This is a genomic window from Aporhodopirellula aestuarii (assembly GCF_023701485.1).
Classification (GTDB): domain Bacteria; phylum Planctomycetota; class Planctomycetia; order Pirellulales; family Pirellulaceae; genus Rhodopirellula; species Rhodopirellula aestuarii.
On record NZ_JAMQBK010000051.1, the window covers coordinates 1 to 26,081 of the forward strand.

The following is a 26,081-nucleotide window of genomic DNA, read 5'->3' on the forward strand; positions in this document are numbered from 1 at the left end:
TCACCGTGCAATCGCCCTGCAATAGCCCCGCACATCGAACACGTCATCGCAGCGACATACGAACGAGGGTACCGTCGGCCGGTTTGGTTGATACGCCCGCACGGGCCGGATTCTCTGCGTGATCGGCGGTGAACCGGAACGTTTTGACAAACGCGCCGACGGTCAGCCCCACTTCAAGTTCCCCGAGATGCTTTCCCGGACAAACTCTCGGGCCGTGTCCAAAACCGAAATGCAGAATATCTTTCGTCGCACGGCCCTTGGCAGCTAGATTCCGCCACCGTCCAGGTTCAAATTCGGTCGCGGGAAAACCCGTTGCCTCGACTCCCCAATGATCTTCGTGCCGATTGGCATGCCACACGTCTAACAAGATGTGCGTCCCCCAAGGGATCAAGATTTTTCGCTCGTCGCTCGTCGTTACCCATGTGTCCGTGGTCGCTCGCCGTGGCAAAAAATACAGCGAGGGTGTCAACCGCAGCGTTTCGTCGAGTACGTCACGTAGATACGACGCACCGGCGAGAGCCTCCGGTGTATACACATCAATCTCTTTGACTTCGTCGTACACCCGCTCTTGCGCGTCCGCATGCCGAGCCAAATGAGAGATCGCCCACGTGGCGTAAGAGGTGGTTGCCTCCAGTGCCCCCGCTAAAAACACTTTCAGATTACTGATCAACTTTTCGTCAGGTGCGTCTGATTTGAACTGTTTCCACAAGGCCCGTTTCTGGGCACGCGGGGCCAATACCAAATGCGTCAACTCCTCGAACGCGGCGTCATCTTCTTTTGCCTGCAAGATGCGTTTGCTCAGACTGGGAAACCGACGCCAAGGAATCCCCATCCGGTTCTTGACAGTGTCAGACACGATGTGATCAATCACGCGTTCCAATGCAGGCACGTAACGGTCTCGCAATTCGGCATACGAGATTTCGGCGCCAAAGAAGTTGTTAGTCAGCATTTCTAACATCACCACTTTGACTTCGGACTCCAATCGAATTTCGACGGATTCGTGCCCACTGCTGGCCAAGTGTTCTCGCAGCACTTCGATCCGAGATCGAACGGTCGTGCGAAACGTCTCGGCAAACTCATTGAATTGCTCCGGTTGAAACAGCGTCGTTTTTCCAAACGGACACGCCGCAATTTTTCGCTGCTTCTTCCATTCCGCTCCGTTGGCATACAGCAACGTGTCCGTCCCGGTCGCCCGGGCAATCCCAACCGAAGGCAGCGTGTCGCGATCAAACTGCCCCTCACGATCGCCGGTGGCGGTTGCAATCGCCCGAATCATTCCCGGATCTCGCGTCACGAGAACGGGCGCAAACCCGGGGACATCCAAATACCGGTTGTGTCGTCCCGGCCCCATCTCCTCATCCGCCTTCCAGAAATAGGCCTCGAGAATCCACACCGGATCTTGGTAATTCCAACGATGCGGGAACGGCAGCGACGGACGCCCGGACCCTGGATCAAACAGCCGCACCCTCGATGGCAGACAATCACCATCAAACGGACAGACGGCAAAGAGTTGCTTTGGCAACCGTAAAACGCGTCGGTAACCCGGGAGTGATTCGCACAGAAGATGATTGAGGTCACGCATGATCAAGAATCCTTTTCATCGCACCCCTCGCCAAAAGCCACACCGTCATCGGTTCATCAAAACCGACCGGTGATCCTTGTTCACAAGTCACCAAGTCGCACACCGATCACGCAGATTGTAGCACCCGCGGAGCATCCATCGAGTCAAACGTGGAAAAGAATTCCCGCTCTAACCCAGTCGCTTGCGATCCGCCAACAACACGACCGAGGATCGCGATTGAACCAAATAAGACGCAACGTTTTCTAGCGGAGCACCTTCGCCGATGTCATGCGGCGAAGGCAAGTCGGTGTCGATCATCCTCTTCCACGGATGGAAGTGATCAGGCACCTGAGGCAACTCGAACTCAATTGGTTTCCAATACGTGTTGAAGATCAAATGAAACCAGCGGTCCGCGGCGGGAATCGTAAACGCAATGCTGTGTGATTGGTCGCTCCAATCTGGGCAATCCACCTCGCGACCGTGCCATCGAACCTGCGAAAGCGAAATGACATTGGCGAGAGTCAAATGCGGATCGGCCCGTTCGGGCAATCGTTTTCGATAGTCCAACAAGTATTTGACAAACCGATGGATGCCGGCGTGCTTTTCCAACAACTTCCAATCGAGCCAACTGATCTCGTTGTCCTGACAATACGCATTGTTGTTCCCATTTTGGGTGCGACGCATCTCGTCGCCCATCAAAAGCATTGGGACGCCGAATGCCAGCACATTGATTGTGAACAGATTCTTAATTTGTTTGGTGCGTAGACGTTCGATTTCAGGGTCATCCGTCGGCCCTTCCACACCGCAATTCCAACTGACATTTTCGTTGTGACCGTCGCGATTACTTTCCTTGTTGGCCTCGTTGTACTTGCCTTCGTAGGTGACCAAATCATTCATCGTGTATCCGTCATGAGACGTCACGAAATTAATGCTTTGTTCAGGCTCGCGGTTGCGATGTTCATAGATATCGGGACTGCCCAAAAATCGCTTGGCAAACGTCCCCACCGTCCCGCTGTCACCTTTGACGAAAGCACGGACATCATCACGAAAGTGACCGTTCCATTCTTTCCAGTGATCACCAAAAAAGTTCCCGACTTGGTACAATCCGGCGGCGTCCCAGGCCTCCGCGATCAATTTCGTGCCGCTCAGCACGGGGTCGGTTTCGATGTCCCACAAGATCGGCGGGTTGGCTTGCGGATGGCCGTTGATATCACGCGACAGCACCGAGGCGAGATCGAAACGGAAACCGTCAACGTGCATCTCCTCGACCCAGTACCGCAGACTGCTGAGGATCAACCGGCGGACGACCGAATGGTTCCCGTTGAGTGTGTTTCCGCAACCGCTGTAGTTTGCATACTGCGACCGTTGGGCGCCGGAATGATCAAAGTGCCCATCGAGGATATAGTACGCCGAATTCTCGAGCCCTTTAAAACTGTAGGTCGGCCCCGCCTCATTTCCTTCGGCGGTATGGTTATAAACCACGTCCAAAATCACTTCGATGCCCGCCCGATGTAGAGCCTTCACCATGTCGCGGAACTCGTCGAGAATCGCGAGCGGCGAGGCGGCCGACGCATAACCGGTATGCGGAACAAAAAACGACATCGGGTTGTAACCCCAGTAGTTACTCAGCCCGACGGGGGCCTCTTGCGGATCAAACTGAAACACCGGTAACAATTCGACCGCCGTGATTCCGAGTTCTTGCAAGTAAGGAATCTTCTCGACCAGTCCGGCGTACGTGCCTCGCTTTTCCTCACCCACCCCGGAACTGGGGTCGACGGTAAAGCCCCGCACGTGCATCTCATAGATCATCGTTTTGTTAAACGATCGGTAGAGCGGACAATCACCTTCCCAGTCGTATGTTGAAAGGTCAGCAACGACGCTCTTCATCGCGTACGGCGTGCTGTCACCAGGCCGGCCACAGGCGACCCGGTTGAACGCTTTGGGAACCGCGATGGCTCGCCCATACGGATCCAACAGAACCTTTTCACCGTCAAACCGCAGTCCGTGGTCAGGATCATAGGGCCCGTGGGCACGAAACGCGTAGATTTGCCCAGACTTCAGGCCGTCCACATGAACGTGCCAGTAGTGAAACGTGCGGTGTTTGGCGGGATCCAGCTTGATGACTCGCGCCGGCTTTCGATCGTCCGCATCATCAAACAACAACAAATCCATCCGCGAACAACTCTTGGAGTGAACACTAAAGTTGACTCCTTCGGACGTGATCGATGCTCCGAGCGGATAGGTTTTTCCGGACGAGATATTGGACATGCTGAAATGAACCCAAGCGGAAAGTGGCCAAACGGAACATGAGTGTGATCAGAATATCACTTCAAACCGCGAAAAAACACCAATCGTCAATCGTATTGCGCCCCGCCCTCCCAAACGCCCCTTCAACGCGATTTGGGAGGTTGTTAATTTTCCCCTCGCTTTCCACCTTCGGTTTCAGCAACAAGTCACGCTGGAATCGGGCGGTTGCGATGGACCACCGAGTAGACGCAAGGAACGAGAATCAGTGTCAAAACCGTCGACACAATCATGCCACCCAACAACGCTCGAGCGAGTGGAATCATGGCTTCGTTGCCCGGCGCGAGTTGAAACGACAAGGGCAACATCGAAGCGACCAACGTGAGCGACGTCATCAAGATCGGACGCAATCGGACCTGCGCCGCTGACAACGCCGCGTCTCGAGGCGCCATCCCTTCACGTCGACGCTGGTTGGCGAACTCCACCAACAAGATCGAGTTATTGACCACCACACCGATCATCATCAACGTCCCCATCAAAGACTGAATATTGATGTAGGTATCCGTGAAGTACAGCACCGTAAGCACGCCACCGATTCCCAAAGGCACCGCCAACATGATGATCAACGGATCGAGGAAGGATCGGAACTGCGCCATCAAAACGAGATAGACGAGCAATGTCGCCACCGCCAAACCGACACCGAGCATACTCATCCCGGACCGCATTTTTTCAATCGGCCCACGCAAAGCCACCGACACGCCATTTTCGAATTCCATTCCCGCCAGCGTCGTTTCGATATCGGCCGCGACGCTACCGAGATCCCGTCCCGCGACGTTGACATGGACGTCGTTGACGCGAGAGATATTGTAGTGGGCGATTTCCGCGGGAATCGTCACTCGGCGGACCGTCGCAACGTTGGCCAGCGGAATGGTGATCGGACCGTCGGGCGTGTTCAACGACAACGGAATGTTACGAACGTCGTCGAGGGATTCAAACTTATTCGATTCATACTGCACGCCCATAAAAAAGTCGGTCCCCGATTTGGGGTCGATCCAGATCGTCGGTGAATATCCAACGCTTGACCCCAGTGCTGTGAGCACCGTCTGGGCAACTTGCTCCTGATCGACGCCAAGATACTTGGCCCGCGTGCGATCGACTTGCACATCAAACTGAGGGTAATCGAGTGACTGTGCAATTTGGACATCGCGTGTTCCTGCGATCGGCTGCACCGCTTTGACGATGCGTTCCGCCGCGTCACGGCATTGTCCGAGCGAACCAGCTGAGACCTGAACGCTGATCGGTGTCGGCACTCCTTCATTAAGTGCCATGTTGACGATACCACCTGACACGAACAGGAATTCTTCGAGCGGATATTCAACCGCGAGTTTTTCACGCAGCTGCTCGATGTAGGTTTTTGTACCGACGCTTCGATTCTCTTGCGACAGATTAACGATGATATACGCCGTGTCGGGACCTGAGTTGGAACTGAGCACGGTTGAGAATCCCGCACCTTTGCCGACCGGTAATCCGATGTTGGAAATCAACGTCTCAATTTGTTGTTCAGGAATAACCTCCTTGATGGTTTCCTCGATCTTGGCCACCAGACGTTCGGTTTCTTCGAGCGCGGTTCCCGGCAACGTCTTCAACCGCAACTCAAACGAGCCGGCATCGACTTCGGGAAACAATTCCGATCCGAGCCGAGGGTACAACGCAAACGTCGCCCCCACACCGATGACGATCGCTAGCGCTGTCACCGCAGGGGCTTTCATCGCGGTGTTCAATAGCCGACCGTAGGCACCGCGTGGCATTGCCGAATTCGCGGCGGATTCGTCACGTTCGTTTGCAGTCTGCTTGTTCCGCACTTTTTCACGCACAAACGTCGCACAGAACGCGGGAACCACTGTCAACGCTAATAAATACGACGCGCCGATCGTCAACGTCGCGGCAAGCGATAGCGGCGTGAACAGATATTTGATCATGCCTGTCAAAAACACCGCTGGCAAGAATACGGCGAGCGTCGTGAGTGTGCCCGCTAAGATCGCTCCCGAGACCTCGTGCGTCCCATCTCGCGCGGCATCCATTGGTGATTTGCCCATTCGTGAATGACGAATCACGTTCTCGACCACAACGATGCCCGCATCGACCACCGTCCCGATGGCCAGCGCGATCCCGCCGAGGGTCATGACATTGATCGTTTGCCCCGAGAACGCAAACCCGAGCGCACCGATCAAAATCGCCAGAACAATCGTGGACACGATAATGACCGTGGGAATCACACGGCGCAGGAAAACAAACACGACCAACGAGACCAACAACGCCCCCAGTCCCACTTGCGTCAACAAGTTCGACATCGCTTTGCGAATGTATCCCGATTGGTCGGAAACCAGCGTCACTTCGGTCGCTTCGGGGATATCGCCGCGTTCCTTCATTTTTGGAATTTCACGTGCGATCCCTTCGTAGATGCGATCGACGACAGCGATCGTGTTTTCGCCCGGCTCACGGAGCAGGGGGCAATAAACGCTGCGAGTGCCGTTGACTCGCACAATGTTGTACTGCAACGCCGCGTCATCCACGACTCGGCCGACGTCTCGAATGAAGATCGGTCGATCGTTGCGGACCGCCACCGGAATCGCCTCAATGTCTTCGACGTTGGGAAGCGTGTTGAGCGGATGCACTTGGTAATCGGTACCGCCCATCGACGCCGTTCCCGCTGCAAGAACGAGGTTCGACTTCTGCATCGCATCCACCACGTCCGTAGCGCTGACGTGATAGGCCTGCAATTTTGCAGGGTCCACATAGACCATCATCTGGCGAAATTTGCCACCGAACGGGTGCGGGATTTGAACGCCTTTCAACCCGCCCATTTTGTTTCGAACCGCATAGTACCCGATCGTGTACAGCTCCGATTCGGAAAGTCCTTCGCCCGAAATTGCCGCCAGAACGACCGGCAAATTTGACGGTTCACTGCGCAGCGTGAACGGCCACTCAATGCCGGGCGGCAAGTGAAACATGTCGCTGGCTTCGAGGTTAACGATGTCATTCATCGCCGAACTCGGATCCGCACCGGGTTGAAAAAACACCTTGATCACGGCCGCGCCTGGCACGGTGCGTGATTCCTGATGTTCAATCTTTCCCGCCAGCGTCAAGGCACGCTCCACCCGCGATGACACAGACTTTTCCATGTCGAGTGTCGGTAACCCCGGATACGAAAAGAAGCTCACAACGACCGGTTTCTTAAAATCCGGAAGAATGTCAATCGTGATGCCTGGAATGACGGCAGCGCCGAGCACACACAATGCGATCGCTCCCGCCAAAACGGCGAAGCGATTGTTGAGAGAAAAATTGATCAACGACATCAGTTGCCACCCCGCAGCACGGCAACTTTTTCGCCATCGACAAAACGTTTGAGGTGCGGTCCGATCACGCGTTGCCCCGGCTCGACCCCCGACAGCACCTCGATCGAATTCCCATCGTCGATACCCGTTTGGATCGAAACGACCGAGACGGTTTCGTCATCGCTAACCGCATACACGTAAGCATTACCCGTTTCGTCAAACCGGATCGCTTGCGCGGGCAACATGTTGGCGGCAACTTTCGTGTTCAGATTGATGGAGGCTTGGCCAAACATCCCCGGCAACAATTTGCCGTCCGCGTTTGAAACCTCCGCTTCCACTAACATCGTCCGTGTACTCGGATCAAGACTTCCGCTGCGACGAGTGACGCTCGTGACGATTGGTGATTCCGATGCAAACGATGGAAACGTCAGCGTCACTTCGTCACCGCGGTTAACCAACGGAGCATCGGACTCGGGAACGGGAATGCGGATTCGAACCTTGTCAACTTGGCTAACCACAAACAGCGGCTTACCGCTGCCGACTTCGCTTGCCTGACGAACCAGATCTCCCGGCTCGATATTACGTTCCGTGACGACGCCCCCGAATGGAGCGGTCACGGTCGCGTACTGGATCATCACATCCAACTCTTCGAGCTGTCGCCTCGCGATTTGGGTGTCCGCTTGGGCCGCATCGAAATCAGCAATGGCGGACTCGACTTGTGCCTGGGCGACTTCCACTTGGGCTTGCGCCGACTCAACCGACGATGCGGTCGCGTCTCGACGAGCCAATTCGGAATCACGCTTCATGCGTGCTTCGTCCAACATCCGATTCTGCAGCGACCCGCGTTGCACCAAATCTTGGGTGCGATCGAACTCAGCCTCCGACGCCGCGAGTGATGCCTCCACGCCTCCAAGTTGCGACTTCGACTCCGACAACATGGCTTCCGCCGAACGCACTCGAGCTTTGGCCAGATTGATGCCCGCCGTCGCTCGACGTTCTTCCGATTCCAATCGTTTAATCTTCGCTTCGACGACGTCGCGTTGTTTCAGCAGCTCCGGGACATCGATCGATGCCAGCTCGGCGCCCTTTTCCACGTAGTCGCCGATGTCCGCGTTGATCGCAATAACGAACCCTGAGGCTTTGGCACGTACTTCGGCGCGGTAGTAGGCATGGACCGTCGCCGGCTGTCGCGTGGTTCGTTTGACCGCAGTCGTTTCGACGGCCACCGTTTTGACGGACAGCGTGCGTGGTTCGCCCTGTTTCTTCGCAACAGGCTCACCGCCAGTACAACCTGCGACCATCAGAAGGCACGTGATGACGCTTCCCAACTGTAAGACGCGACGGCATCTGAAAAGATGTTTCATGGAGTGGAATTCGAGAGGGGGGGTGGGCAAAACGGGTGGGACGCGGCCCGAAATCACAAGGCGGGATCAGTAAAGACAAAATGAAAATCAGCCGAACTTTCGGCACAGCCGGAACAATCGATACGGCCCGTTCCAATTTGCCAATGTGGAGCACACATCGTAGTTGGCACAACACACGATATCGATAGCCCGCAGAATGAAAGCATCTGATTCAACGTAATCCGCCGTCATCATCGATGCGTTCGGATGCCGAAGCATGTTTCATACGATCCTTGCGGTCCTACCAGCGATCGCCGCCACCCTCATGAATCGATGCCCCCTTTCCCGATTCCAGACATTCAGAATCGGACCGGGCATGAAAAGCGAGTTCCGGCCAAGGTTCAGCCAATAGTCAAGGACGACAAGATGCAACCAACAATCAAATCCCCATCGCTCCTTCTTACCCTTGGGCTAGCCGTCGGCGGGTGTGCCGGTGCCCGCCATTTCGCCCAAACGCCTGTCGCGGAAGTCACCACACAATCCAGCCTCGTAGCCTCGGCCGACGAGACACGCCCTAATATTGTTGAACCTGAAAACAATAACTCGCACGCCCTCGTTGCCTACCAAGACGACGAGGCAGTCGTTTCATCGAGCGATCGACTCGTTTCTCGAAACTCCGAGTCGACGCTCGTCGCGACCCCGTTTCCAGAAGCGGGTTCGCTAGCGATCCCCGCCAACACGATCGACTTGAATTTACCGTCGGCCCTCGCAATGGTGGGCGGCCAACATCCGGTCGTTGGCTTTGCGCAATGGCGCGTCCAAGAAGCCTACGCTCAATTGGCTCGCGCCGAAGCGTTGTGGCTCCCATCGATCCAAACCGGATTCAGCTTTCACCGTCACGACGGGAACTACCAAGCCAGCGATGGATCGATCGTTGACGTCAATCGCAATTCATTTCAGTACGGTCTCGGCGCCGGCGCAACGGGTGCGGGAACGACCAACACACGACCGGGCATCATTGCCCAATTTCATCTTGCGGACGCGATCTTCCAACCCGAGATCGCCGAGAAGACGGCATGGGCACGTTCTCACGCGGCCAACTCGGTTCTCAACGAACAACTGTTGCAGGCGGCATTGGCGTACACCGAATTGCTAAACGCCCACCAAGATGCTCGGATCCTTGAAGAGACTCGCGACCGCACCGCCGACTTGTCACGGATCACGGCCGATTTTGCCGAAGCCGGCGAGGGGCTGAAGTCGGACGCCGAGCGGATGCAGACCGAGCTGATCTTAATGGACAGTCGTTTGAATGCCGCTCAAGAGCGAATCGCGATCGCGTCTGCACGGCTCGCGCAAGCGATCAGCATCGATGCATCGAATCCGATTCATCCAATGGATGTCACGGTCATCCCCCTCGACCTCGTCGGTATCAACGCGGACAAAGCATCGCTGATCGGCACCGGCCTTGCGGCACGCCCCGAATTGAAGGAGTCACAAGCTCTCGTCGCCGCCGCATGCGAAGCGTTCAAACGTGAGAAGTTCGCTCCGTTCGTTCCGAGCGTTCTACTCGGATACAGCACGGGAGGTTTTGGCGGCGGTCTCGGCAACGATCTCAGCGACGTCGAGGGCCGCTACGACTTCGATGCCATCATGTCATGGGAAGTACGCAACCTCGGATTTGGCGAACGCGCCGCACGTCGCGAAACCGCAGCAAGAGTCCAGCAGGCCAAGTACGAAAAACTGCGTGTCATGGACCAAGTCGCACGCGAAATCTCCGAAGCGTACAGCCAAGTGGAATTTCGTCGCCAGCAGATCTCGATCACCCAACAAGCGATCGAAACCGCCCAAAAGTCGTACGAGTCTAATCTCGACCGCATCCGAGACGGCGAAGGACTGCCGATCGAGGTTCTGCAAGCCGTCCAAGCGTTGCAGGCCGCTCGACAAGCGTACCTGCAATCCGTCGTCGAGCACAATCAAGCACAGTTCCGTCTGCAATGGGCACTCGGTTGGCCCGTGAGTGCTTAGACAACCGCCCAGCTGCAGCCTTTGACGAAACGCCGCCTAGGGATCCTGAATCACGAACCGGCTTGCACGACCGGTTGAGTGTGGCGGTCGCTGCACAACACCACGAGCAAATTCGACACCAGCGTTGCCCGTTGCTGATCGTTCAGTTCGACAATGTTGTCGCGTTTGAGATGTTCGAGTGCCATGTCGACCATTCCCACCGCACCGTCAACGATCTTCGTTCGCGCCGCCACGACCGCCCCGGCTTGCTGTCGCTGCAGCATCGCGGACGCAATTTCAGCGGCATACGCGAGGTGACTGATCCGCGCTTCGATAACATGCACGCCCGCGGTCTGCAGACGTTCTTGGATGTCTTCGCGGAGCCGACTGCAGATTTCATCGGTACTGCCTCGCAACGACTCTTCATGGTCTTCGCTGTCGTACGGGTATCGCGTCGCAAGGTTCCGCAGCGCCGCTTCACTCTGGACTTCCACAAAGTGAACGTAGTCATCGACTTCGAACAAAGCCTCTGCCGTATCGGTCACCCGCCACACCACGACGGCCGATATTTCGATCGGATTGCCGTCGCGGTCATTCACTTTGGAAGGGCGGCTGGCCGAGCGTGATTTCGCTTGCACGACCGTTCCCGCCGCATCTTTCTGCTCTGGCGTCGATGTCGAACCGGTTTCAAAGTTGCGGATACGCAGACTCACCCGTTTCTTGGAATAGAACGGATTGACCCAAAAGAACCCCGACTGTTTCACCGTACCGCGATACTCACCAAACAGGATCAGCACCCGCGAATCGTTCGGCGTGATCGCCATCAATCCACACAAACCGATCACCGCAATCGGCAGCAACATGATCCCCAACACGGCCGCAAAGCCCGAGCCAGAAACAATTCCTCCGATCATCATCAAGACACCCAGCACGAGCAAACCCAAGCAGCTCGCAAGAGCCATCCATCCGGTCGCGGGGACGACAAGTCTTTCGGGATGGACGACGGGAGGTTGTTCACCGACAGACGGTTGAGCGTAATTGGACATCGAACGTGACCTGAGAAGGGGCATGGAACGTGGGTCCGCAAAACCGATCACGAACACCACTCTCAATCAGGCCAATTTGATCGGATCACCGGGCGCAAAAACACCGCGAAAGCGTCTTTTTTCGTTGCAAACCAATCAATTTCCCGACCGACGCCCTACTTCGCCAGGACGGGCAATTGCATGGACACGCCCACGGGCTTCGCAGCCGGATTGGTCCGCATCGACTTTCCAATCGTGGAAACAAACGTGTCTGGATGCTCGATGATGTCCGCAGTCATCTTGTGATGGTGATAATGCATCGCACACTTGATCACATAGTAAAAATAGATCGCCGGATCGCTCAGCCGTCGACGAACCACGTTCAGAATCCTCCGCCGATAGATCTTACGCAGATCTCGATCGGGCGTGTGTCGCATCAACCGCCAAAACAGCACCGCGAATCCTGCGAAATAAAATGTGGCTTGGCGAAAGCGAAGCAACGGTCGTTTTCGAAAGTGCTCGGTATCGAACACACGGGTTCGGAAACCGCCTTCGATGAATAACCGATCGAGTCGATCGAAATAGACATCCGGTTGATAAGCATGCTGCATCGTTTCGATGTAACCGTCACGCAGTTCGGCACGCGACATTTGCTTTGGAATCACGTTGGTCCCGAACGCCTGATCGTCATCGAGATCGAGTCTCCCTTCTGCTTGCAACCGTGCGTGAAGAGGTGTCTTGGGTATCGCGTGCAACAAACCGATCATCGCATGAGCGATGCGTGACTCTTTGAGGAACGTCTTTTGGATCTCAAAGATCTCGGTCGTGTCATTATCAAATCCGACGATCAACCCGCACCAGACTTCGATCCCAAAGTCCTGGATCTGGTGAATTTTCTCCAGCATCGTGCCGCCTTTTTCGCGCACGTTCTGAAACTTCTTGGTCTCTTTCAACGACTCTTCGTTGGGCGTTTCGATACCGATAAAGACGGACTGAATATTGCATCGTGCCATCAACTCCATCAACTCTTCGTCCTCGCACAAATCGAGCGACGCCTCGGTGCTGAAGGCGAGCGGATAGCCATTGTCCTCCTGCCACTTCGCCACCTCTTGCAAGACCGGTTTGATGCCGCGTTTGTTTCCGATCAGGTTGTCATCGACAATGAACGCAATCCTCAGCCCCTCACGGCGAAGACATTCCAACTCGTCGATAATCTGCGACGGTTGCTTGATTCGAGGTTTACGACCGAACGTCACGATGATGTCACAGAACTCACACTGAAACGGACAGCCGCGTGAAAACTGCAGGCTTCCGAACATGTAGTGATTGTTTTTGAGCAGGTCGTGACGGGGCGTCGGCACCGTCGACATGTCCGTTCGCTCGGCCTGTTCGTATCGATATTGGTGGGTACCGGCCTGCCATTCGGCCAAAAACTGCGGCCAAGTTGTTTCAGCCTCCCCGATAAAGATCACGTCCGCGAGGTCCTCAAAATATTCCTCTTCGACCGTGACCCAGGGACCTCCCAACGCGACGAAAATATCACGTGCCTTCAATTCCTGCAGGATCTCCGCCATCCGGAACCGCTGCACACTCATCCCCGTAACACCGACGAGATCAAAGTCAGCGAGTGCGTCGAAGTCGATCGGCTCGACATTCTCATCGATCAACGTCACGTCGTACTCGGGCGGAGTGAGAGCCGCCAGCAAAGGCAAACTCGCCACAGGCATGTTGGCCCGTCGCCCCAACATCGGCTGAGCATGTTCCAACCCCCAATACGAGACTTCGAACGCGGGGTTAATAATCGCGATCTTGACCATGATCGACCACCCGAAAAGGAGGAGACTCAGCACCAACGAGTAACACCACCCTCATTTGTACCAGGAATCCCACCCTAGCGTCGCAATTTTCAAAAACGCTTGCCCAACTCAAACGACGTTGCAACGGGCACTCAACGTGACTCACACACGTCTGCACGACGATTAACGCGAGGTTTCTGATTTCACCGGATGACTCGATTCCGCATGCATCCTAGAGCGGTATCAAAAATGACGAGAGCGCTACCTTGATCTTGCTGGTTCGCTTGTAGAAGGCGAACCCCGCAAACACCAAGTCGCGAACCGATGACAGGTGCCGTTGCCGGTGGTTCGTTGGTGCGCACACCCTGTTTGGTATCGTCGCGTGGGACATTGATTGAATTACTAGGGGATTTCAAATGTCGCGGAATAGCGCGAGCCGTCTGGTGACTCGGGACCGGACGGCTCGCGCCGTTCCGCTAAAAAGAGCACTAAAACAATCAATGTCCCTTGCGAATCGCTTCGCTTTGTTTCCTCACGCCACGGACTCGCGTCGGTGGCTGTTACGTGTGGTGGCGATCGACGCCTGATGATCAAGCGAGCGACGCTCAGTAACGGTAGTCCGCTCCGTCTCGGCTTCTTTGGCAACTGGCTTCGATTTCAGCTAGTTTTTTACTTAGCACTGACAATCGTTCCGGTGCGGAGGCGGAGAGATCGTTCTCTTCGTAAGGGTCTTTGCTCAGATCGTAAAGACGGATTTTGCCGTCCTTCTTGGCTTCTTGAAGCAATTTCCAGTCACCCGAAATGATCGCCTTGCCGTCGATACCTTGGACGAGTCGCCGATAACCGAAGAACAAATCTCGCTCCAGATCGTCGACTTGGCCGGTCAAAAGTGGCATCAAATCCACGCCATCGATCGGCAGCGATTTTTTAATTGCTGACTTGCCGAGACAGATGCCCGCGATCGTGGGTAGGTAGTCAACCGTCGAGCATCTCGCGTCAGTGGCGGTTCCCGCAGGAATCACACCCGGCCACTCAGCACACGCGGGAACCAACAGTCCACCGTCGTACATCGTGTGTTTGTGCCCATGAAAACCGCCCGCGGACGCGATGCCTTTCTTGGCCAGCCCATCAGACGGGCCGTTGTCACTGCAGAAGAACACCACTGTGCGTTTTTCGATTCCCAACTCCCGCAGCTTCGCCCGCAAACGACCGATCTGCTCGTCCATTGCCGTGATGCAGCCATAGTAGTTCTGTCTTGCGCTGCCCGATTTGGCGTACAGTTTTTTGTACTCTTCACCCGCCACGACCGGCTCGTGAGGCGTGTGAAACCAAACGGTCGCAAAGAAAGGCTGCTCTTTGTTTGCTTCGACGAACGGGATCACGCGATCCATGATCACTCGGCTATCGTCACCGTCCATATTTTCCGTCACCTCGACGCCGTTCTGAACATACGGTGCCCCACCTTTCCAGGGTTTGCCTTCGTCGCCGCCCCAACTATCCCATCCGGCGGGAGTGACCGTGGGATTCCAAGTCGGCACCGCACTCGTGGTCGCGAAGTACTCGTCAAAACCATGATGCGATGGCGGTGAATAAAACCCACGTGGGCTGACTTCATCCGGCTTGACCCAGCCGATATGCCACTTGCCAAAGAAAGCAGTCCGGTAGTCTTTCTTCTTAAGCATCTCGGGAATCGTCGTCTCGCCCACGCGCATCCCAGCGGTATGTGCCGCCAGAATCCCATATCGAAACGGATACCTCCCTGTCAAACAGCTGCCACGGGTGGGTGAGCACAGCGGAGCAGCGGCATAGAACCGTCCAAACCGCACACCGGAAGCCGCCATGTCGTCAAGGTTCGGTGTCTGCACGACGTCATTACCGTTGAAACCGACGTCGCCCCAGCCCTGGTCATCGCTCATCAGCATGATCACGTTGGGCACATCGGACGCAGCTTCAGCAGGAGCGGTCTCGGCTGCCGCCGCATGCCCCGCGGTGAGCGATCCCCAACCGCAAAGCACGAGCACGAGCACGAGTACATATACATACAAATATCGAGCGTTTGTCATCATTGTGAGTGTCATTTAACTATTTCGCCTTCGGTCAGGATGTCGATCCAGCGAGCGTGCTGTTCTTTGATCGGTTGTAATTCGGGACGATCCGCGAGGTTGGTCCACTCGTGGGGATCTTTTTCGTGGTCATAGAGTTCTTCGGAGCCGTCTCGATAACGAATGTATCGCCACCGCTCCGATCGCACCGTGTGATTTCCAGCTTTCGTGGACGTGAGCGCGGGACGCGTCCACTCGGCCTGCGGATCAATCAGCAACTCGTGAAAGCTCTCACCTTGAAGTTGGGCTGGTGGTTCGATGTCGCACAATTCTGCAAGCGTTGGAAAGATATCGATCAGTCCCACGGTCCGATCGCAAAAGCTGCCGTCATCGGTCAGACCAGGAACATGGACAGCCAATAAACTGCGTGTCGATTCTTCCCACGGCATCCATTTTCGCCAGTGGTGTTTCTCGCCGAGGTGCCATCCATGGTCAGACAACAGAACCACGATCGTGTTGTCAGCATAGCGGCTATTCTGAAGATGCGTGAGAACTTGACCGATACAATCATCCGTCAAGGCCACGCAGGCGTGATAAGCGTGAACCAACTCGCGGCGATACGTTGGGCTATACAAATCCACCGCGTCGTCAGCGATCAATTCGCTGCGATCGAGCACCCAACGTTTGCCGATCTCGGGAACGTCGTCCAAGTCGTTCTCTAAAACAACCGGCATTGTGAGTTTTTCGCGATCGAACAAATCAAAGTATCGCTTCGGCGCCGTCATCGGCGTGTGGGGTTTGTAGAAACCTAACGCGAGGAAAAACGGTTTTTCGTGTTCTTGATCGAGCTGCTCCTTTCCCCAGGTCGCGATTTGCTCATCCGGCATCTCACCCGGTGCGATATCGAGTGCCGCCCAGGCCAACGAATCTTGGACACGGTCGCCAAAGCGTTTGGTGAACTGTCGACCTTCGGGAGGTTCGGGTCCCCAACGCAGCGTCTTCGGACCAACCTCGTCCCAATACACTTTCTTGCCATGATCGTTGTGATAAATCTTTCCCATACACAACGTCTTGTAGCCGTTCTCACGGAACCAAGCCGGCATCTGCTCTGCCGAGCGATACGCTGGGCGGGCGTCTTTCGTGCTGTTGCCATAGATGCCGGTGGTAGATGCGTACATCCCCGTCATCACCGAGGATCGCGACGCGTTGCACAAGGCGACTTGGCAATGTGAGTTTCGAAACAGAACGCTTTGTTGTGCAAACCGATCGATGTTCGGAGTCTTCGCATCCGGGTTTCCACCCAAGCAACCGACCCAGTCATTGAGATCATCGACAACCAAGAACAAAATGTTCGGAGGTGTTTGGGTTCGGTCCTGCGTTGGTGTTTCGGCATGCACGAGACCACAGCGAAACGCAACGTTCAGACCTACCAAGATCAAAACGATCGGCATCCACCCAGATCGATTTGTTTTCGCAATGCAAACGCCATCGAACCGCGACGCGGTCACATCATTTTGCAACCAGTCAGCAGAACGTCCATTCTCGAACACAGAAATCAGCGTCATCGTTGGATAGACTCAAGGTGCAGAAACGAATGAAAACAACGCTACGTCAAACCGCATCGAGCAGGAAATCTCGAATGCCATCACCTCGAAGAAAGATCTCACGGACGGCCGCAACGATGCTACGGCTGTCCGTGGTTCCGATATCGATGGAAGATCAAAAGCAGTGGTGACTTCAAGTCAGTCCCACAACCTTCCAACTACTTAGTCTCTTTTTCTTCTTTATCTGATTTTGCCTGCGACTCCGCAACCATTCTGCGGTACTCGAGCAACGCTTCTTCATCGGCGTTCTCGGTGACGTCGACGGGTTGCGAATCGGAACATCCCGTGATGGGAACCAGAGACGCAAAGGAAAGGACCAGCAAAAAGCAAATGGGTTTCATGAAAACTTCCGTAGAAAAACAATTGAGTAAAACTTGAGATCATTGGAGGCGGATTAGAACTCGCCATCGACGACTTCCTTGGAGGCGCGCGTGCCGATTGCACCCCACAAGCCATAAGGACTCCTCGCCCCGGGCACATTCCCTAACGTGGCGTTTCCACCTTCCCAAACCATCGCGGCGCGAGAATTCCCGGCCTCGATGGAGTCGGTGATAAACTTGACAGCACCGTCTCCCATGAGAATGTGCGCGCCACCCTGGTGACGGCTTGTTGCCGAAGCCAACGTGTCTCCCGTGTCACTGATCGAGCAGACCTCCGAATTCGGTGGCAGGATCGTGTAGAAGCCACCGTAATAGGGAAGGTATTCAGCCCATCGGTAACCGCGGCCTTCGACGGCAGAGAACACAGGCGTTCCCGAGGCCCAGAACTGAGGCCGTTGTGCGTCGATCAAACCGGGGGTGTCACGGCAATGCGAGGGATTATCTCGAAAGTCTTTGTCCACGCCTGTCGGACCGTCGTATCCCATCGTGCGTTTGTCTCGGTCGCCCAAGTCGGTCGCGATTTCGCCAGCGGCGACGGTGTTGGAAAGTCCGTCGAGAACGTCGCGGAAGCGAGTCACGTCGTGCGGCTGAAAGAGGCCACGATTTTTCGCCCGTGCGGCTTGAGCAAATGCTTGATCTTGTGGGTACGGCAAACGAGTCGCAGACGACCGAACAATTATCGATCCATCCCGACCGTCGTAGGTGCAATCACCCAAGCAAGCGACGTAGTTCGTTCGTCCCAATGACGGCAGCCCGACACCGGGATCACTCGGACAACGAAACGAAGGAATGTCTGTCGCCCAAGGGCTGTATTGGTCTTTATCCGGCGTTGGTCCCATCGGCGGGTACTGGACGCCGTTGCGGTCGTATGGATTCGAAATGGTTTCCCAAATCGCTTGTTGCTCCACAAACGGAGTGATGCCGACCAGATAGCTCAAACGTCGGTTCGCAGAATTGCTCGTGTTGGACCAAATGTTTCGCGGGGTCGGATGGTGGGTTCCCGCACCGTGTAATGGCAACTGATTGTACGCGGAGTGGTAATTGTGAATCGCCAGCCCAATTTGTTTGAAATTGTTGCTGCAGCTCATTCGCCGCGCTGCTTCACGAGCCGCTTGGACCGCCGGCAAAAGAAGTCCAACCAAAACACCGATGATCGCGATGACAACAAGCAGCTCCACTAACGTGAAACCAGACGGTTCGCTTCGACGATTACGAGATCGCATGTACAGTTCCTTTAAAATGAATCGAAATTTCTGGCTTTCGCGAGATTGTTCGCGGCCTACTGACCGGACGGACTTAAAACGACATTGTGTTTGGATAACTCCGTACACGGCCCTTAATGGGAAAGGGCATACCTCTAATCATTTTGGACACCATTTCTTTCATTTTGAGCACTATTTTCGGTAACGAGTCAGATTTGATTTTTGGAACAATCACCTTGTACAAACAATGTCCAAAATGGGCCCGCCGCGCCCTATACAGATAGCCGGTCGTGGTACAGCATCACCTCGATGACACCACCCCATGGCGAGTGAACAAACAATGTCGAGTGAACAAACGCCAATCAATTCCTAGAACGCCTCGTCTCCTTTCATGTCACTTGATTCAGAACATTCCGAATTCGCACGGCTGATCGCGCAGCATCAGCGGTCGATTCAGGGATATATCCTCGCGAATGTTCCGCGATGGGGTGACGCCGACGAAATCTGGCAGGAAACCAGCGTCCGATTGTGGCTCGAATTCGATAAATTCGAACGCGGCTCCAACTTCGCAGCCTGGGCGATCCGGGTCGCTCACTTCGAAATTCTGACCTGGCGAAAAAAGGTTAGCCGCAGTCGTTTGATCTTCGGGGAAGACTTCATTGAGTGCCTCGCGGACCAACAAGAACAATTCACCACCCCACAGGCGCAGGACCGTCTCAAAGCGCTCGACCAATGTCTCGAAAACAGCACTGACCAGCAGCGTGAGTTGCTGTCACGTTTTTACGAACCGGATCGCCAAGTGCACGAAATCGCCGAAGCAATGAAGTGCAGCGTGGATGCGGTCTACAAATCGGCCCAACGGATTCGCAAAATGCTTAGGCAATGTATCGAACACCGACTTCAAAATGCGGAGTTGCCGTCATGAGCATGCCACCTGAGGAATCAAGGCGTTTCGACGTCATCCATGAACTCGTCACCCGTCAACTCGATGGGACGGCGAGTGAAGCCGACGAGCAACAACTGCATGATGCCGTCACCAACGATGCTGAGATGCGGAACGGATACATCCGCTACATGCAGGAACTGACACATATCACGGCGCGACTCGTTCATCCAAAAACGCCGAACGACTTTTCGAAATCAAGCGTGCTTGCGGCCACGACGACCGATCAGCCCCGCGTCACTGAAAACAGCCCGATCATTGCCACGCCACCAAATACCGGCGCGGCGTCCAATCCGTTTTCGTCGTGGATGATCACGGCCAGCGTTCTGGCCGCATCGGTATTGCTGATCATTTCTTTCGCCGTGCAGTCCGGCGTTCGCTTGGGCGAAGAACATGACATTCCGTTTGATGCCGGCCGACAACTCGCAGCCTCCGATTCACCCAAATCGTTGGACGGAATCGAGGTGGCGACGTTGACGGAATGCATCAACGTGAAGTGGGACAGCAAAAGGAACGCCGTCGAGGAACTTAGCCGCGTGGCGGTCGGCCAGAAACTCGAACTACGCGAGGGCCGCATCAAACTGGTGTTTGATACGGGCGTGGAGGCGCTGGTGTTGGCACCGTGCCTCTTGAAATTGCAAGACCGCAATCGCGTCTACTGCACCTATGGGCGAATCACGGCCAAGGCATCCGAAGGCGGTAAAGGGTTTGAAATCGAAACACCCGTGGCACGGGTGACCGACCTGGGAACCGAATTCGGGATCGCCATTAGTGACACCGGCGAAACCGAGGTTGCTGTGTTCGAAGGCGAGGTCGATGTGGAACTCGGATCGGCAAACCAACGTAGCTTGCCCGGACGCATCGCCAAAAAAGAACATCTCGTTCAAGGCCAAGCGACACTCGTCGACCATCAGGGCCAATCCCGAAGAGTGTTCTCAATAGACAATCAGCGAATGCCAGGCGTCCGTGATCTCGCACCACTGCATCATGATCAACCGGTCATCTCTGCGGTACGAGACAACATCAGCGAGCGACAACCTGAAAGCCGCATGTTCTATCGCATCGTCCATGCGGGGCTGCGTGAAGACAGCCGTGCGTTTATCGATCGAGAACATCAATGGAACGGAATTGCCCCCGAAGGCATGCCCCGAGAACTATTGGGCGCCGATTACGTGATGCCGTTTAATGACGACAAATTTGTCGGCGACCTGCGTGTGCAAGTTTCGATCGCCCGACCATCCACCGTCTACATCTTCTTTGACAACAACACCCAGCCGCCCGAGTGGCTGACGAGCGAGTTCGTGGACACGGGGTTACGGATCGGGCTCGACGAAGGGGCGAACCGTTTTAAACCGAAGAAAAAAGTTGCCGTCGGCCCCGCGGCAAGCATCGATAACACGTTTTCAATTTGGAAACGTTTCGTCGACAATCCCCAGGAAATCGAACTCGGTTCGTTCGAACGGCCAACTGACTTCAAACGTTCCTACAACATGTACGGAATCGCAGCGGTTGCGCGTTCCAAACCATAAAGCGTCACGCTTCGCCGATCGTTCGATGCGTACGATCATCGCGAGCGTTTGCATCCTGGCGTGCCGAGAGCCTAGACGACTTCCGCTGCCTCTGAATTTGCGATCGGGTTCGATATTAGTTTTCGAGCGGGCGGGCCTGTAAGCTCCAACTGTGCAGCATGCCGAAGCGATCGCTGCGGGTGCCTCGAATCACCAATTGCCAAATGCCTTTGACCGATTTTCCGTTGAAGATCGAAAGCCCCGGTTCGCGTTTGAGCAGTCCTTCGGGAATGTAGCTGCCCTCAAAAGGCGGCCTACCCTTGACGATCGGATTGGTCGCTTGGTCGTCAAAGATCGTTTCGTTGAAGTTGTCATCCGTTCCACCCACTTCGGTGAACAGTTCGATCCGTTCACCGCCCGGTCCGGTCAGGTACGCGTCCAAATATCCGGTGTACGAATGCGTGATCGACAGCTGCACGTTGAGATCCGCGATCAAGAAGTCTTCGTCGATTTCGATTTCTGAAATCACCGTGCGTCCAGGCGGCAAAGCCACTCCTTCGTCGCAGCGGAAGGTGCCACCGACCGCAGCCCGCAATCCCATCAGTTCAGCGGTCGTGATCAGCCCATCGTCGTTGGCGTCCCATGACACAAATTCGGCGATCGTCTCCGGTGTCGGCTCGGGCGCGAACTCGGCGAGCGAAACCTGATTGTCGCGGTCAATGTCGCGTTCATAGAACCAGCCGGGAATGCCTTCATTGAGGCCACCGACCTCCTCTTGAACCTGCTCCAAATGTTGATGGAGTTCTTCACGAGAAATTTCACCATTTCGATCCAGGTCCATCTCGGCGACGGGCATGCCTAGTCGAGCCGATTCTTCGCGTTCGAGTTTTCCGTTTCGGTTCAGATCGAATCGCCCCATGATGCTCGCCGACAACCACTGCGTCGTACCGCCCCGGGCGCGTCGGCCGCGGTAATCATCGCTGCGTGAGACCGTCTTGGACGGCTCGATCCCGGTGCCCGCACGCTTCACCTTTTGCAACAACTCGCTAGATTCGCTGGACAACATCCGACGCCGCGCATAACGCTGGGCGAGTTCCAAGCGGCTGAGGCGATCGTCCTTGTTCAAGTCATCGGCGAATGGATCGCGATGCGTCCAATCCCCACGCCGAGCTTCATCACGATCAATCGTCCCGTCACGGTCGCGATCATAACGGCGCAACGATTTCTCAGCCTCGTCCAGGTCGCCTTCGGTATACGGGTATTTCACATCTCCGATTCCAAACTCGGGAACGAGCGGCTCGTGGCGTGCCGTTCCGAAGGGACGCAACTGCCCGACCCGTTCGGGACGCACCTCTTCGCGGGCGACACCGTTTTGTTTGGCGTAGTAGATCCGCGCGGCTTCTTGCAGTTTATCGATCCGGTTGGGGCGGTCGAGCGACATTCGCCGTGCCTCAGCGATGCGTTCGAGATAAGGCCGTGCCAGCGGGGTGATTTCTTTCGGGTCAATCTCCCCATTACCGTTTGTGTCCAGCTGCTCGAGCGATTCACGAAGCCCGGCTTGGGCGAAAACACGCTGGCCACCGCCGCAGACGATCATCATGATCGCAACGACAAACAACCATCGCAGCGAGGCCGCGATGAACACTTTCTGACGGGGAGAATCTGAGAGAGACAAGTGATCCATAACTTATCGTCCTGTTTTCGATCGCGATCGGTCGGATGTCGAACGGCTGCTCCGCGAAGTTTCGATCAACATTCCTTGCAGCGCCTCTTCGACAACGTACACGTTGCTAGGCACAACAACTTCGATCGCCTGTTCACCACGTGTGTCAATCAAACTCACCAGCTCCTCCACCTCTTTCAAAAGGCTGTCGGGAGCTGTGATCACGAGTGAATTGCTTGGCTCGTGGACGGCGACGGTCATCTTCGGTGCAAGATCCTTTGGTTGCGATGCCGCTTTGGCCAGCGCCGCGAGTTTTTGAGTCGCAGCGTCGTTTTTTGCGGTCCGAGGGTCCGCGGGCTTGGCTTTAGCAGCTTGGGCACTGGATTCCTTTTCGCTCGCCACAACCCGGCTACCGAACGCTTGCCGGATCACTTCGGCGGCTTCGGTCGCCTTAATGTTCACCAGCTCAATCACTCGTGGCCGACCGTTCGTCAGCACATCGGCGATTCCTTCGGGTTTGTCGATGATTTGCAAGTAGTTTTCGATCCGCTCGATGTCGTCGGTCGATCCCTGTGCGATCAAACGATTGAGCCGAGTATCAGCGACCACCGTCATCGCACCGCTGGTCAACGTCAACGTTCCTTCGGAGGTCGAAAGAAAACTGCCCGACAAGAACGACGACTGCGCGGACAGATAACCGTTGACGAGCGTTCCCATGTCGGATTCTTTGGCGGACTCGCCACCATCGAGCAGTTTGGCAAGCATCCGCAATGCGTCATCGGCTTTCGTGTACTGCATATAAAACACGATCGGCTTGGACGTTGAGACATCGGCAGGCCCCGAGATCACCCGGACCAATTCCTCGAATTGATCGAGCGCATCGATGTCGTGCGACTGCAGGAGGAGCCCTCGCGAAGTCACTTGGCAACGGATCGGAGGCTCCTGGCCATAGAACGACGCGTCGACTTTACCCACGAGTTCACGCTGGCGACTGACGTTGGTGAACGACTGGTCGTCACGTTGCGAGTCCGTCGGGCGATTCACCCGGGGGCTTTCGCTCGGTTTCGAAATGGATTGATCTTCGTGCACTTGGCCGGGAACGCGTTCGGTCGGTATCGAATCCCAATCGTCACCCGAAATCCTCGAAATCGGATTGCCGCCTCGCCAAAATTGAATCGCGGTTTGCAAGATACGCTCGGATCGTTCGCTGGGGATCGGCAACACCCGCAGGTCTTTGCCGACGCTTCCCGATTCGGAGGATTCGAGGTCTGCAATGATCTTTTTAATCTGTTCGATTTGTGGTCGTTTGGCCCGAACAAACAATCGCCGGTTCCCCGCGTCGGCATCGATTTTGGGTAGATTTTCGTAGTCTTCCGCGTCTTCGTCGAGCAAGCCGGTGGGTAGGTCGAGCATCTGCTCGAGCAAACTGATCGCGTAATAGGCATCGATGTTCTTGAGCTGGATGACTTCGAAATCGGCGTCGGTAGCCTGTAACTGCTCCACCGTCATTTCGATTTCGCGTTGGGTTTGAGCGTCCGCAAGCGCGACGATGCTACCGGCCATTTGGTCCATCGATAATCGAACCGGTTTCCCCGCCAGCAACGTTTGCAGCACGTCGTAAACCATTTCCACGTTGCCGCCCGCGACGAGGTGCGATTTCAGAACCGAATCACGTTGTACTTGCTCCGCCTCTGGATCGGGTTGATCGATCGCCGCGACTAAACCCTCGATGACTTTAATTTTGTCTTCGACACCGGTAACAAACAGATTCTTTCCGAGCACGTCGGCCGAAAGGCTCACATCGATACCGATCATTTCACCGGTGGCCAAACCGAGGTGAGGCCGCGCCACCTCCAACACATCTTCCGCGTCGACGTGTTGTAATCGAAAGCTCTTAACCATCGTGCCGTTTTTCATCGCGGATGGATGGAACGATTCCAAGATCGATTGAACGCTGCGTAGCTTCGCGACCGTGTCGATGATCATCAATTGGTTCGTCACCGTGAGCACCGCAGGCGGCTTCATCAACTGCAATGCGGACAGTTCATTGACCGCGTCGTCGGCTTCGAGGGTCTCCAACCGGAACAAACACTTCACGACTTCGTGGTCGTCTCTCGTGGCCAGCTCGGCGGGTGTCACCATCTCAGCGATCGCGTTGAGCTGTGACAAACTGCGAGGGTCTGTCAGATTGATCACCGTCAACAAGTTCCCCGAACGCACCAACGCGAATCCTTCTGGGATCAGGAACAAGTTCACCCGGTTGATTGCTTCCTCGGGCCTGAACGCACCCGCGTCGTTGTACGTGAAGCTGCCGGTAGGCAACTCTCCGAACTGCAGAGCCAGCCCAGCTTCATCGGCAACCCATTCGATCACGTCCCGCCACGGAGCCGCGTTGAATGAAAACCGGATCTCGGAGTCGGACAAGAGCGAGGCCGGAGCATCGGAAGGAAGAGGCTCTGCAAGCGTCCCCTCGTCATCGACGTCGGACGGCATGGCGTCAAACGGCTGCAACGCATTCTCGGTCGTTTCAGAATTCCCTGGCGTGATGATGGCCGGCATATCGTCACCGGCTGCCACGTCCTGCGGTGGCTCCACGGTCTCTACGACTTCTGCTGTCTCGGGCAGTGTTGGCGGCATGATCGGTGTCCGCACGACCTGTGGCTGAACTTCCGGCTCTTGCGTTTCCGGTTGTTCAGTTTCCGGTAGTTCGATGGCGGGTTGCGGAACGTCCAATTCCGGTGCAACCGGAGATTGTGTCACAGGAGGCTGCGTCACCGGCGTTTGGGCGACCGCCGGTGTGACACCGACAACGAGGACGGCTACCAATCGGGCATGGCGAGCCGAAATGGGGAAACGTCCGCGAAAGCCGCGAAACAACCCAAGAATGCAGGGGGCTTCGAATCTTTTCATGGGATTCATTCAGGTTTTGCCACTGCGTTCTCGCTGAATTTTCACAATGAACGGTGAAAACGAGGGCCGCAAAATGGCGGTGGTAGACGCCCGAAAGCCTGAACTTTCGAAACGTAGGGGTGGGATGTCGTGCGGGAACCAAAATTCCCACGGCAGGAGCCCATAGAGTAATCGACAAACGCCCTTTGTGGCAAACGTATTTCGGCTCCCAGCGGTGAAAACTCCACCCGAAAAACACTGCGAAGCACTGCCGCAGCCTCCCTTACGAGCTGCCGATCAACCACCAAAACCGAGCATTCAACCACGTCTTGCCCATCAAAACGGTGCTTCGCCGCTCCTGAGGAGCACTTGGGCATCGCGTCACGATGCGAATCGGCCGCTCCTGGGCATCTTGGCAAGCACGGCAACGCCAACCCAGCATGTGACGTTTCGCCGCTCTTGAGTTGGCAGATCTCGGTGCTGTTCGGTGCACCCGTCACACGCTGCCACGCCCCCCGCCGCCCATTTCAACGCCCGAAAAC

At 55.7% G+C, this 26,081-nt stretch carries 15 protein-coding genes; 3 read left to right on the forward strand and 12 right to left on the reverse strand.

Features of this window, described 5'->3' with window-relative positions:
• Window positions 1-43 precede the first annotated feature (43 nt).
• The 4 genes from NB063_RS18795 to NB063_RS18810 form a co-directional block, all read right to left on the reverse strand.
• Window positions 44-1,582: a cytochrome P450 gene (locus NB063_RS18795; RefSeq protein ID WP_250930302.1), complete on the reverse strand. Its 1,539-nt coding sequence runs from the start codon at window positions 1,580-1,582 to the stop codon at window positions 44-46.
• 168 nt (window positions 1,583-1,750) lie between these two features.
• Complete coding sequence (gene glgX, locus NB063_RS18800; protein WP_250930303.1) at window positions 1,751-3,829, reverse strand: glycogen debranching protein GlgX; 2,079 nt, start codon at window positions 3,827-3,829, stop codon at window positions 1,751-1,753.
• Window positions 3,830-4,014: 185 nt separating this feature from the next.
• Entirely contained in the window at window positions 4,015-7,161 is a 3,147-nt protein-coding gene (locus NB063_RS18805) for an efflux RND transporter permease subunit (RefSeq protein ID WP_250930304.1), read from the reverse strand.
• Entirely contained in the window at window positions 7,161-8,504 is a 1,344-nt protein-coding gene (locus NB063_RS18810; RefSeq protein WP_250930305.1) for an efflux RND transporter periplasmic adaptor subunit, read from the reverse strand. The genes NB063_RS18805 and NB063_RS18810 overlap by 1 nt, the downstream gene beginning before the upstream one ends.
• Before the next feature lie 405 nt (window positions 8,505-8,909).
• On the opposite strand from NB063_RS18810, the gene NB063_RS18815 reads away from it, so the two are divergent.
• Window positions 8,910-10,508 (forward strand): TolC family protein, encoded by a 1,599-nt coding sequence (locus NB063_RS18815; RefSeq protein ID WP_250930306.1) that lies wholly within the window; start codon window positions 8,910-8,912, stop codon window positions 10,506-10,508.
• A gap of 50 nt (window positions 10,509-10,558) precedes the next feature.
• Here the strand turns inward: NB063_RS18815 and NB063_RS18820 are convergent, their stop codons facing one another.
• From NB063_RS18820 to NB063_RS18845, 6 genes are all read right to left on the reverse strand, one after another.
• Entirely contained in the window at window positions 10,559-11,533 is a 975-nt protein-coding gene (locus NB063_RS18820) for an SPFH domain-containing protein (protein ID WP_250930307.1), read from the reverse strand.
• Window positions 11,534-11,688: 155 nt separating this feature from the next.
• Window positions 11,689-13,329: a B12-binding domain-containing radical SAM protein gene (locus NB063_RS18825; RefSeq protein WP_250930308.1), complete on the reverse strand. Its 1,641-nt coding sequence runs from the start codon at window positions 13,327-13,329 to the stop codon at window positions 11,689-11,691.
• Window positions 13,330-13,913: 584 nt separating this feature from the next.
• On the reverse strand, window positions 13,914-15,374 hold the full coding sequence (locus tag NB063_RS18830; RefSeq protein WP_250930309.1) for a sulfatase-like hydrolase/transferase: 1,461 nt from the start codon (window positions 15,372-15,374) through the stop codon (window positions 13,914-13,916).
• 8 nt (window positions 15,375-15,382) lie between these two features.
• Complete coding sequence (locus NB063_RS18835; RefSeq protein WP_250930310.1) at window positions 15,383-16,915, reverse strand: sulfatase; 1,533 nt, start codon at window positions 16,913-16,915, stop codon at window positions 15,383-15,385.
• A gap of 197 nt (window positions 16,916-17,112) precedes the next feature.
• On the reverse strand, window positions 17,113-17,295 hold the full coding sequence (locus tag NB063_RS18840) for a hypothetical protein (protein ID WP_250930311.1): 183 nt from the start codon (window positions 17,293-17,295) through the stop codon (window positions 17,113-17,115).
• Window positions 17,296-17,348: 53 nt separating this feature from the next.
• Window positions 17,349-18,557: a DUF1559 domain-containing protein gene (locus NB063_RS18845; protein WP_250930312.1), complete on the reverse strand. Its 1,209-nt coding sequence runs from the start codon at window positions 18,555-18,557 to the stop codon at window positions 17,349-17,351.
• Window positions 18,558-18,927: 370 nt separating this feature from the next.
• On the opposite strand from NB063_RS18845, the gene NB063_RS18850 reads away from it, so the two are divergent.
• The gene (locus NB063_RS18850; RefSeq protein ID WP_250930313.1) at window positions 18,928-19,461 is read left to right on the forward strand and encodes a sigma-70 family RNA polymerase sigma factor; all 534 of its coding nucleotides are present in this window, start codon (window positions 18,928-18,930) and stop codon (window positions 19,459-19,461) included.
• Window positions 19,458-21,008, forward strand: a complete 1,551-nt coding sequence (locus tag NB063_RS18855; protein WP_250930314.1) for a FecR family protein — start codon at window positions 19,458-19,460, stop codon at window positions 21,006-21,008. Before NB063_RS18850 ends, NB063_RS18855 begins: the two co-directional genes overlap by 4 nt.
• Before the next feature lie 115 nt (window positions 21,009-21,123).
• Here NB063_RS18855 and NB063_RS18860 read toward each other — a convergent pair whose 3' ends face one another.
• Both NB063_RS18860 and NB063_RS18865 read right to left on the reverse strand, forming a co-directional pair.
• On the reverse strand, window positions 21,124-22,671 hold the full coding sequence (locus tag NB063_RS18860) for a proprotein convertase P-domain-containing protein (protein ID WP_250930315.1): 1,548 nt from the start codon (window positions 22,669-22,671) through the stop codon (window positions 21,124-21,126).
• Window positions 22,672-22,674: 3 nt separating this feature from the next.
• On the reverse strand, window positions 22,675-25,560 hold the full coding sequence (locus NB063_RS18865; protein WP_250930316.1) for a secretin N-terminal domain-containing protein: 2,886 nt from the start codon (window positions 25,558-25,560) through the stop codon (window positions 22,675-22,677).
• Between the last annotated feature and the right edge of the window lie 521 nt (window positions 25,561-26,081).

What these genes read in the sequence shown, in the direction of transcription:
- NB063_RS18795 (WP_250930302.1), bottom strand. Translation starts at nt 1,582, where the DNA reads ATGCGTGACCTCAATCATCTTCTGTGCGAATCACTCCCGGGTTACCGA.
- glgX (WP_250930303.1), bottom strand. Translation starts at nt 3,829, where the DNA reads ATGTCCAATATCTCGTCCGGAAAAACCTATCCGCTCGGAGCATCGATC.
- NB063_RS18805 (WP_250930304.1), bottom strand. Translation starts at nt 7,161, where the DNA reads ATGTCGTTGATCAATTTTTCTCTCAACAATCGCTTCGCCGTTTTGGCG.
- NB063_RS18810 (WP_250930305.1), bottom strand. Translation starts at nt 8,504, where the DNA reads ATGAAACATCTTTTCAGATGCCGTCGCGTCTTACAGTTGGGAAGCGTC.
- NB063_RS18815 (WP_250930306.1), top strand. Translation starts at nt 8,910, where the DNA reads ATGCAACCAACAATCAAATCCCCATCGCTCCTTCTTACCCTTGGGCTA.
- NB063_RS18820 (WP_250930307.1), bottom strand. Translation starts at nt 11,533, where the DNA reads ATGTCCAATTACGCTCAACCGTCTGTCGGTGAACAACCTCCCGTCGTC.
- NB063_RS18825 (WP_250930308.1), bottom strand. Translation starts at nt 13,329, where the DNA reads ATGGTCAAGATCGCGATTATTAACCCCGCGTTCGAAGTCTCGTATTGG.
- NB063_RS18830 (WP_250930309.1), bottom strand. Translation starts at nt 15,374, where the DNA reads ATGATGACAAACGCTCGATATTTGTATGTATATGTACTCGTGCTCGTG.
- NB063_RS18835 (WP_250930310.1), bottom strand. Translation starts at nt 16,915, where the DNA reads ATGACGCTGATTTCTGTGTTCGAGAATGGACGTTCTGCTGACTGGTTG.
- NB063_RS18840 (WP_250930311.1), bottom strand. Translation starts at nt 17,295, where the DNA reads ATGAAACCCATTTGCTTTTTGCTGGTCCTTTCCTTTGCGTCTCTGGTT.
- NB063_RS18845 (WP_250930312.1), bottom strand. Translation starts at nt 18,557, where the DNA reads ATGCGATCTCGTAATCGTCGAAGCGAACCGTCTGGTTTCACGTTAGTG.
- NB063_RS18850 (WP_250930313.1), top strand. Translation starts at nt 18,928, where the DNA reads ATGTCACTTGATTCAGAACATTCCGAATTCGCACGGCTGATCGCGCAG.
- NB063_RS18855 (WP_250930314.1), top strand. Translation starts at nt 19,458, where the DNA reads ATGAGCATGCCACCTGAGGAATCAAGGCGTTTCGACGTCATCCATGAA.
- NB063_RS18860 (WP_250930315.1), bottom strand. Translation starts at nt 22,671, where the DNA reads ATGGATCACTTGTCTCTCTCAGATTCTCCCCGTCAGAAAGTGTTCATC.
- NB063_RS18865 (WP_250930316.1), bottom strand. Translation starts at nt 25,560, where the DNA reads ATGAAAAGATTCGAAGCCCCCTGCATTCTTGGGTTGTTTCGCGGCTTT.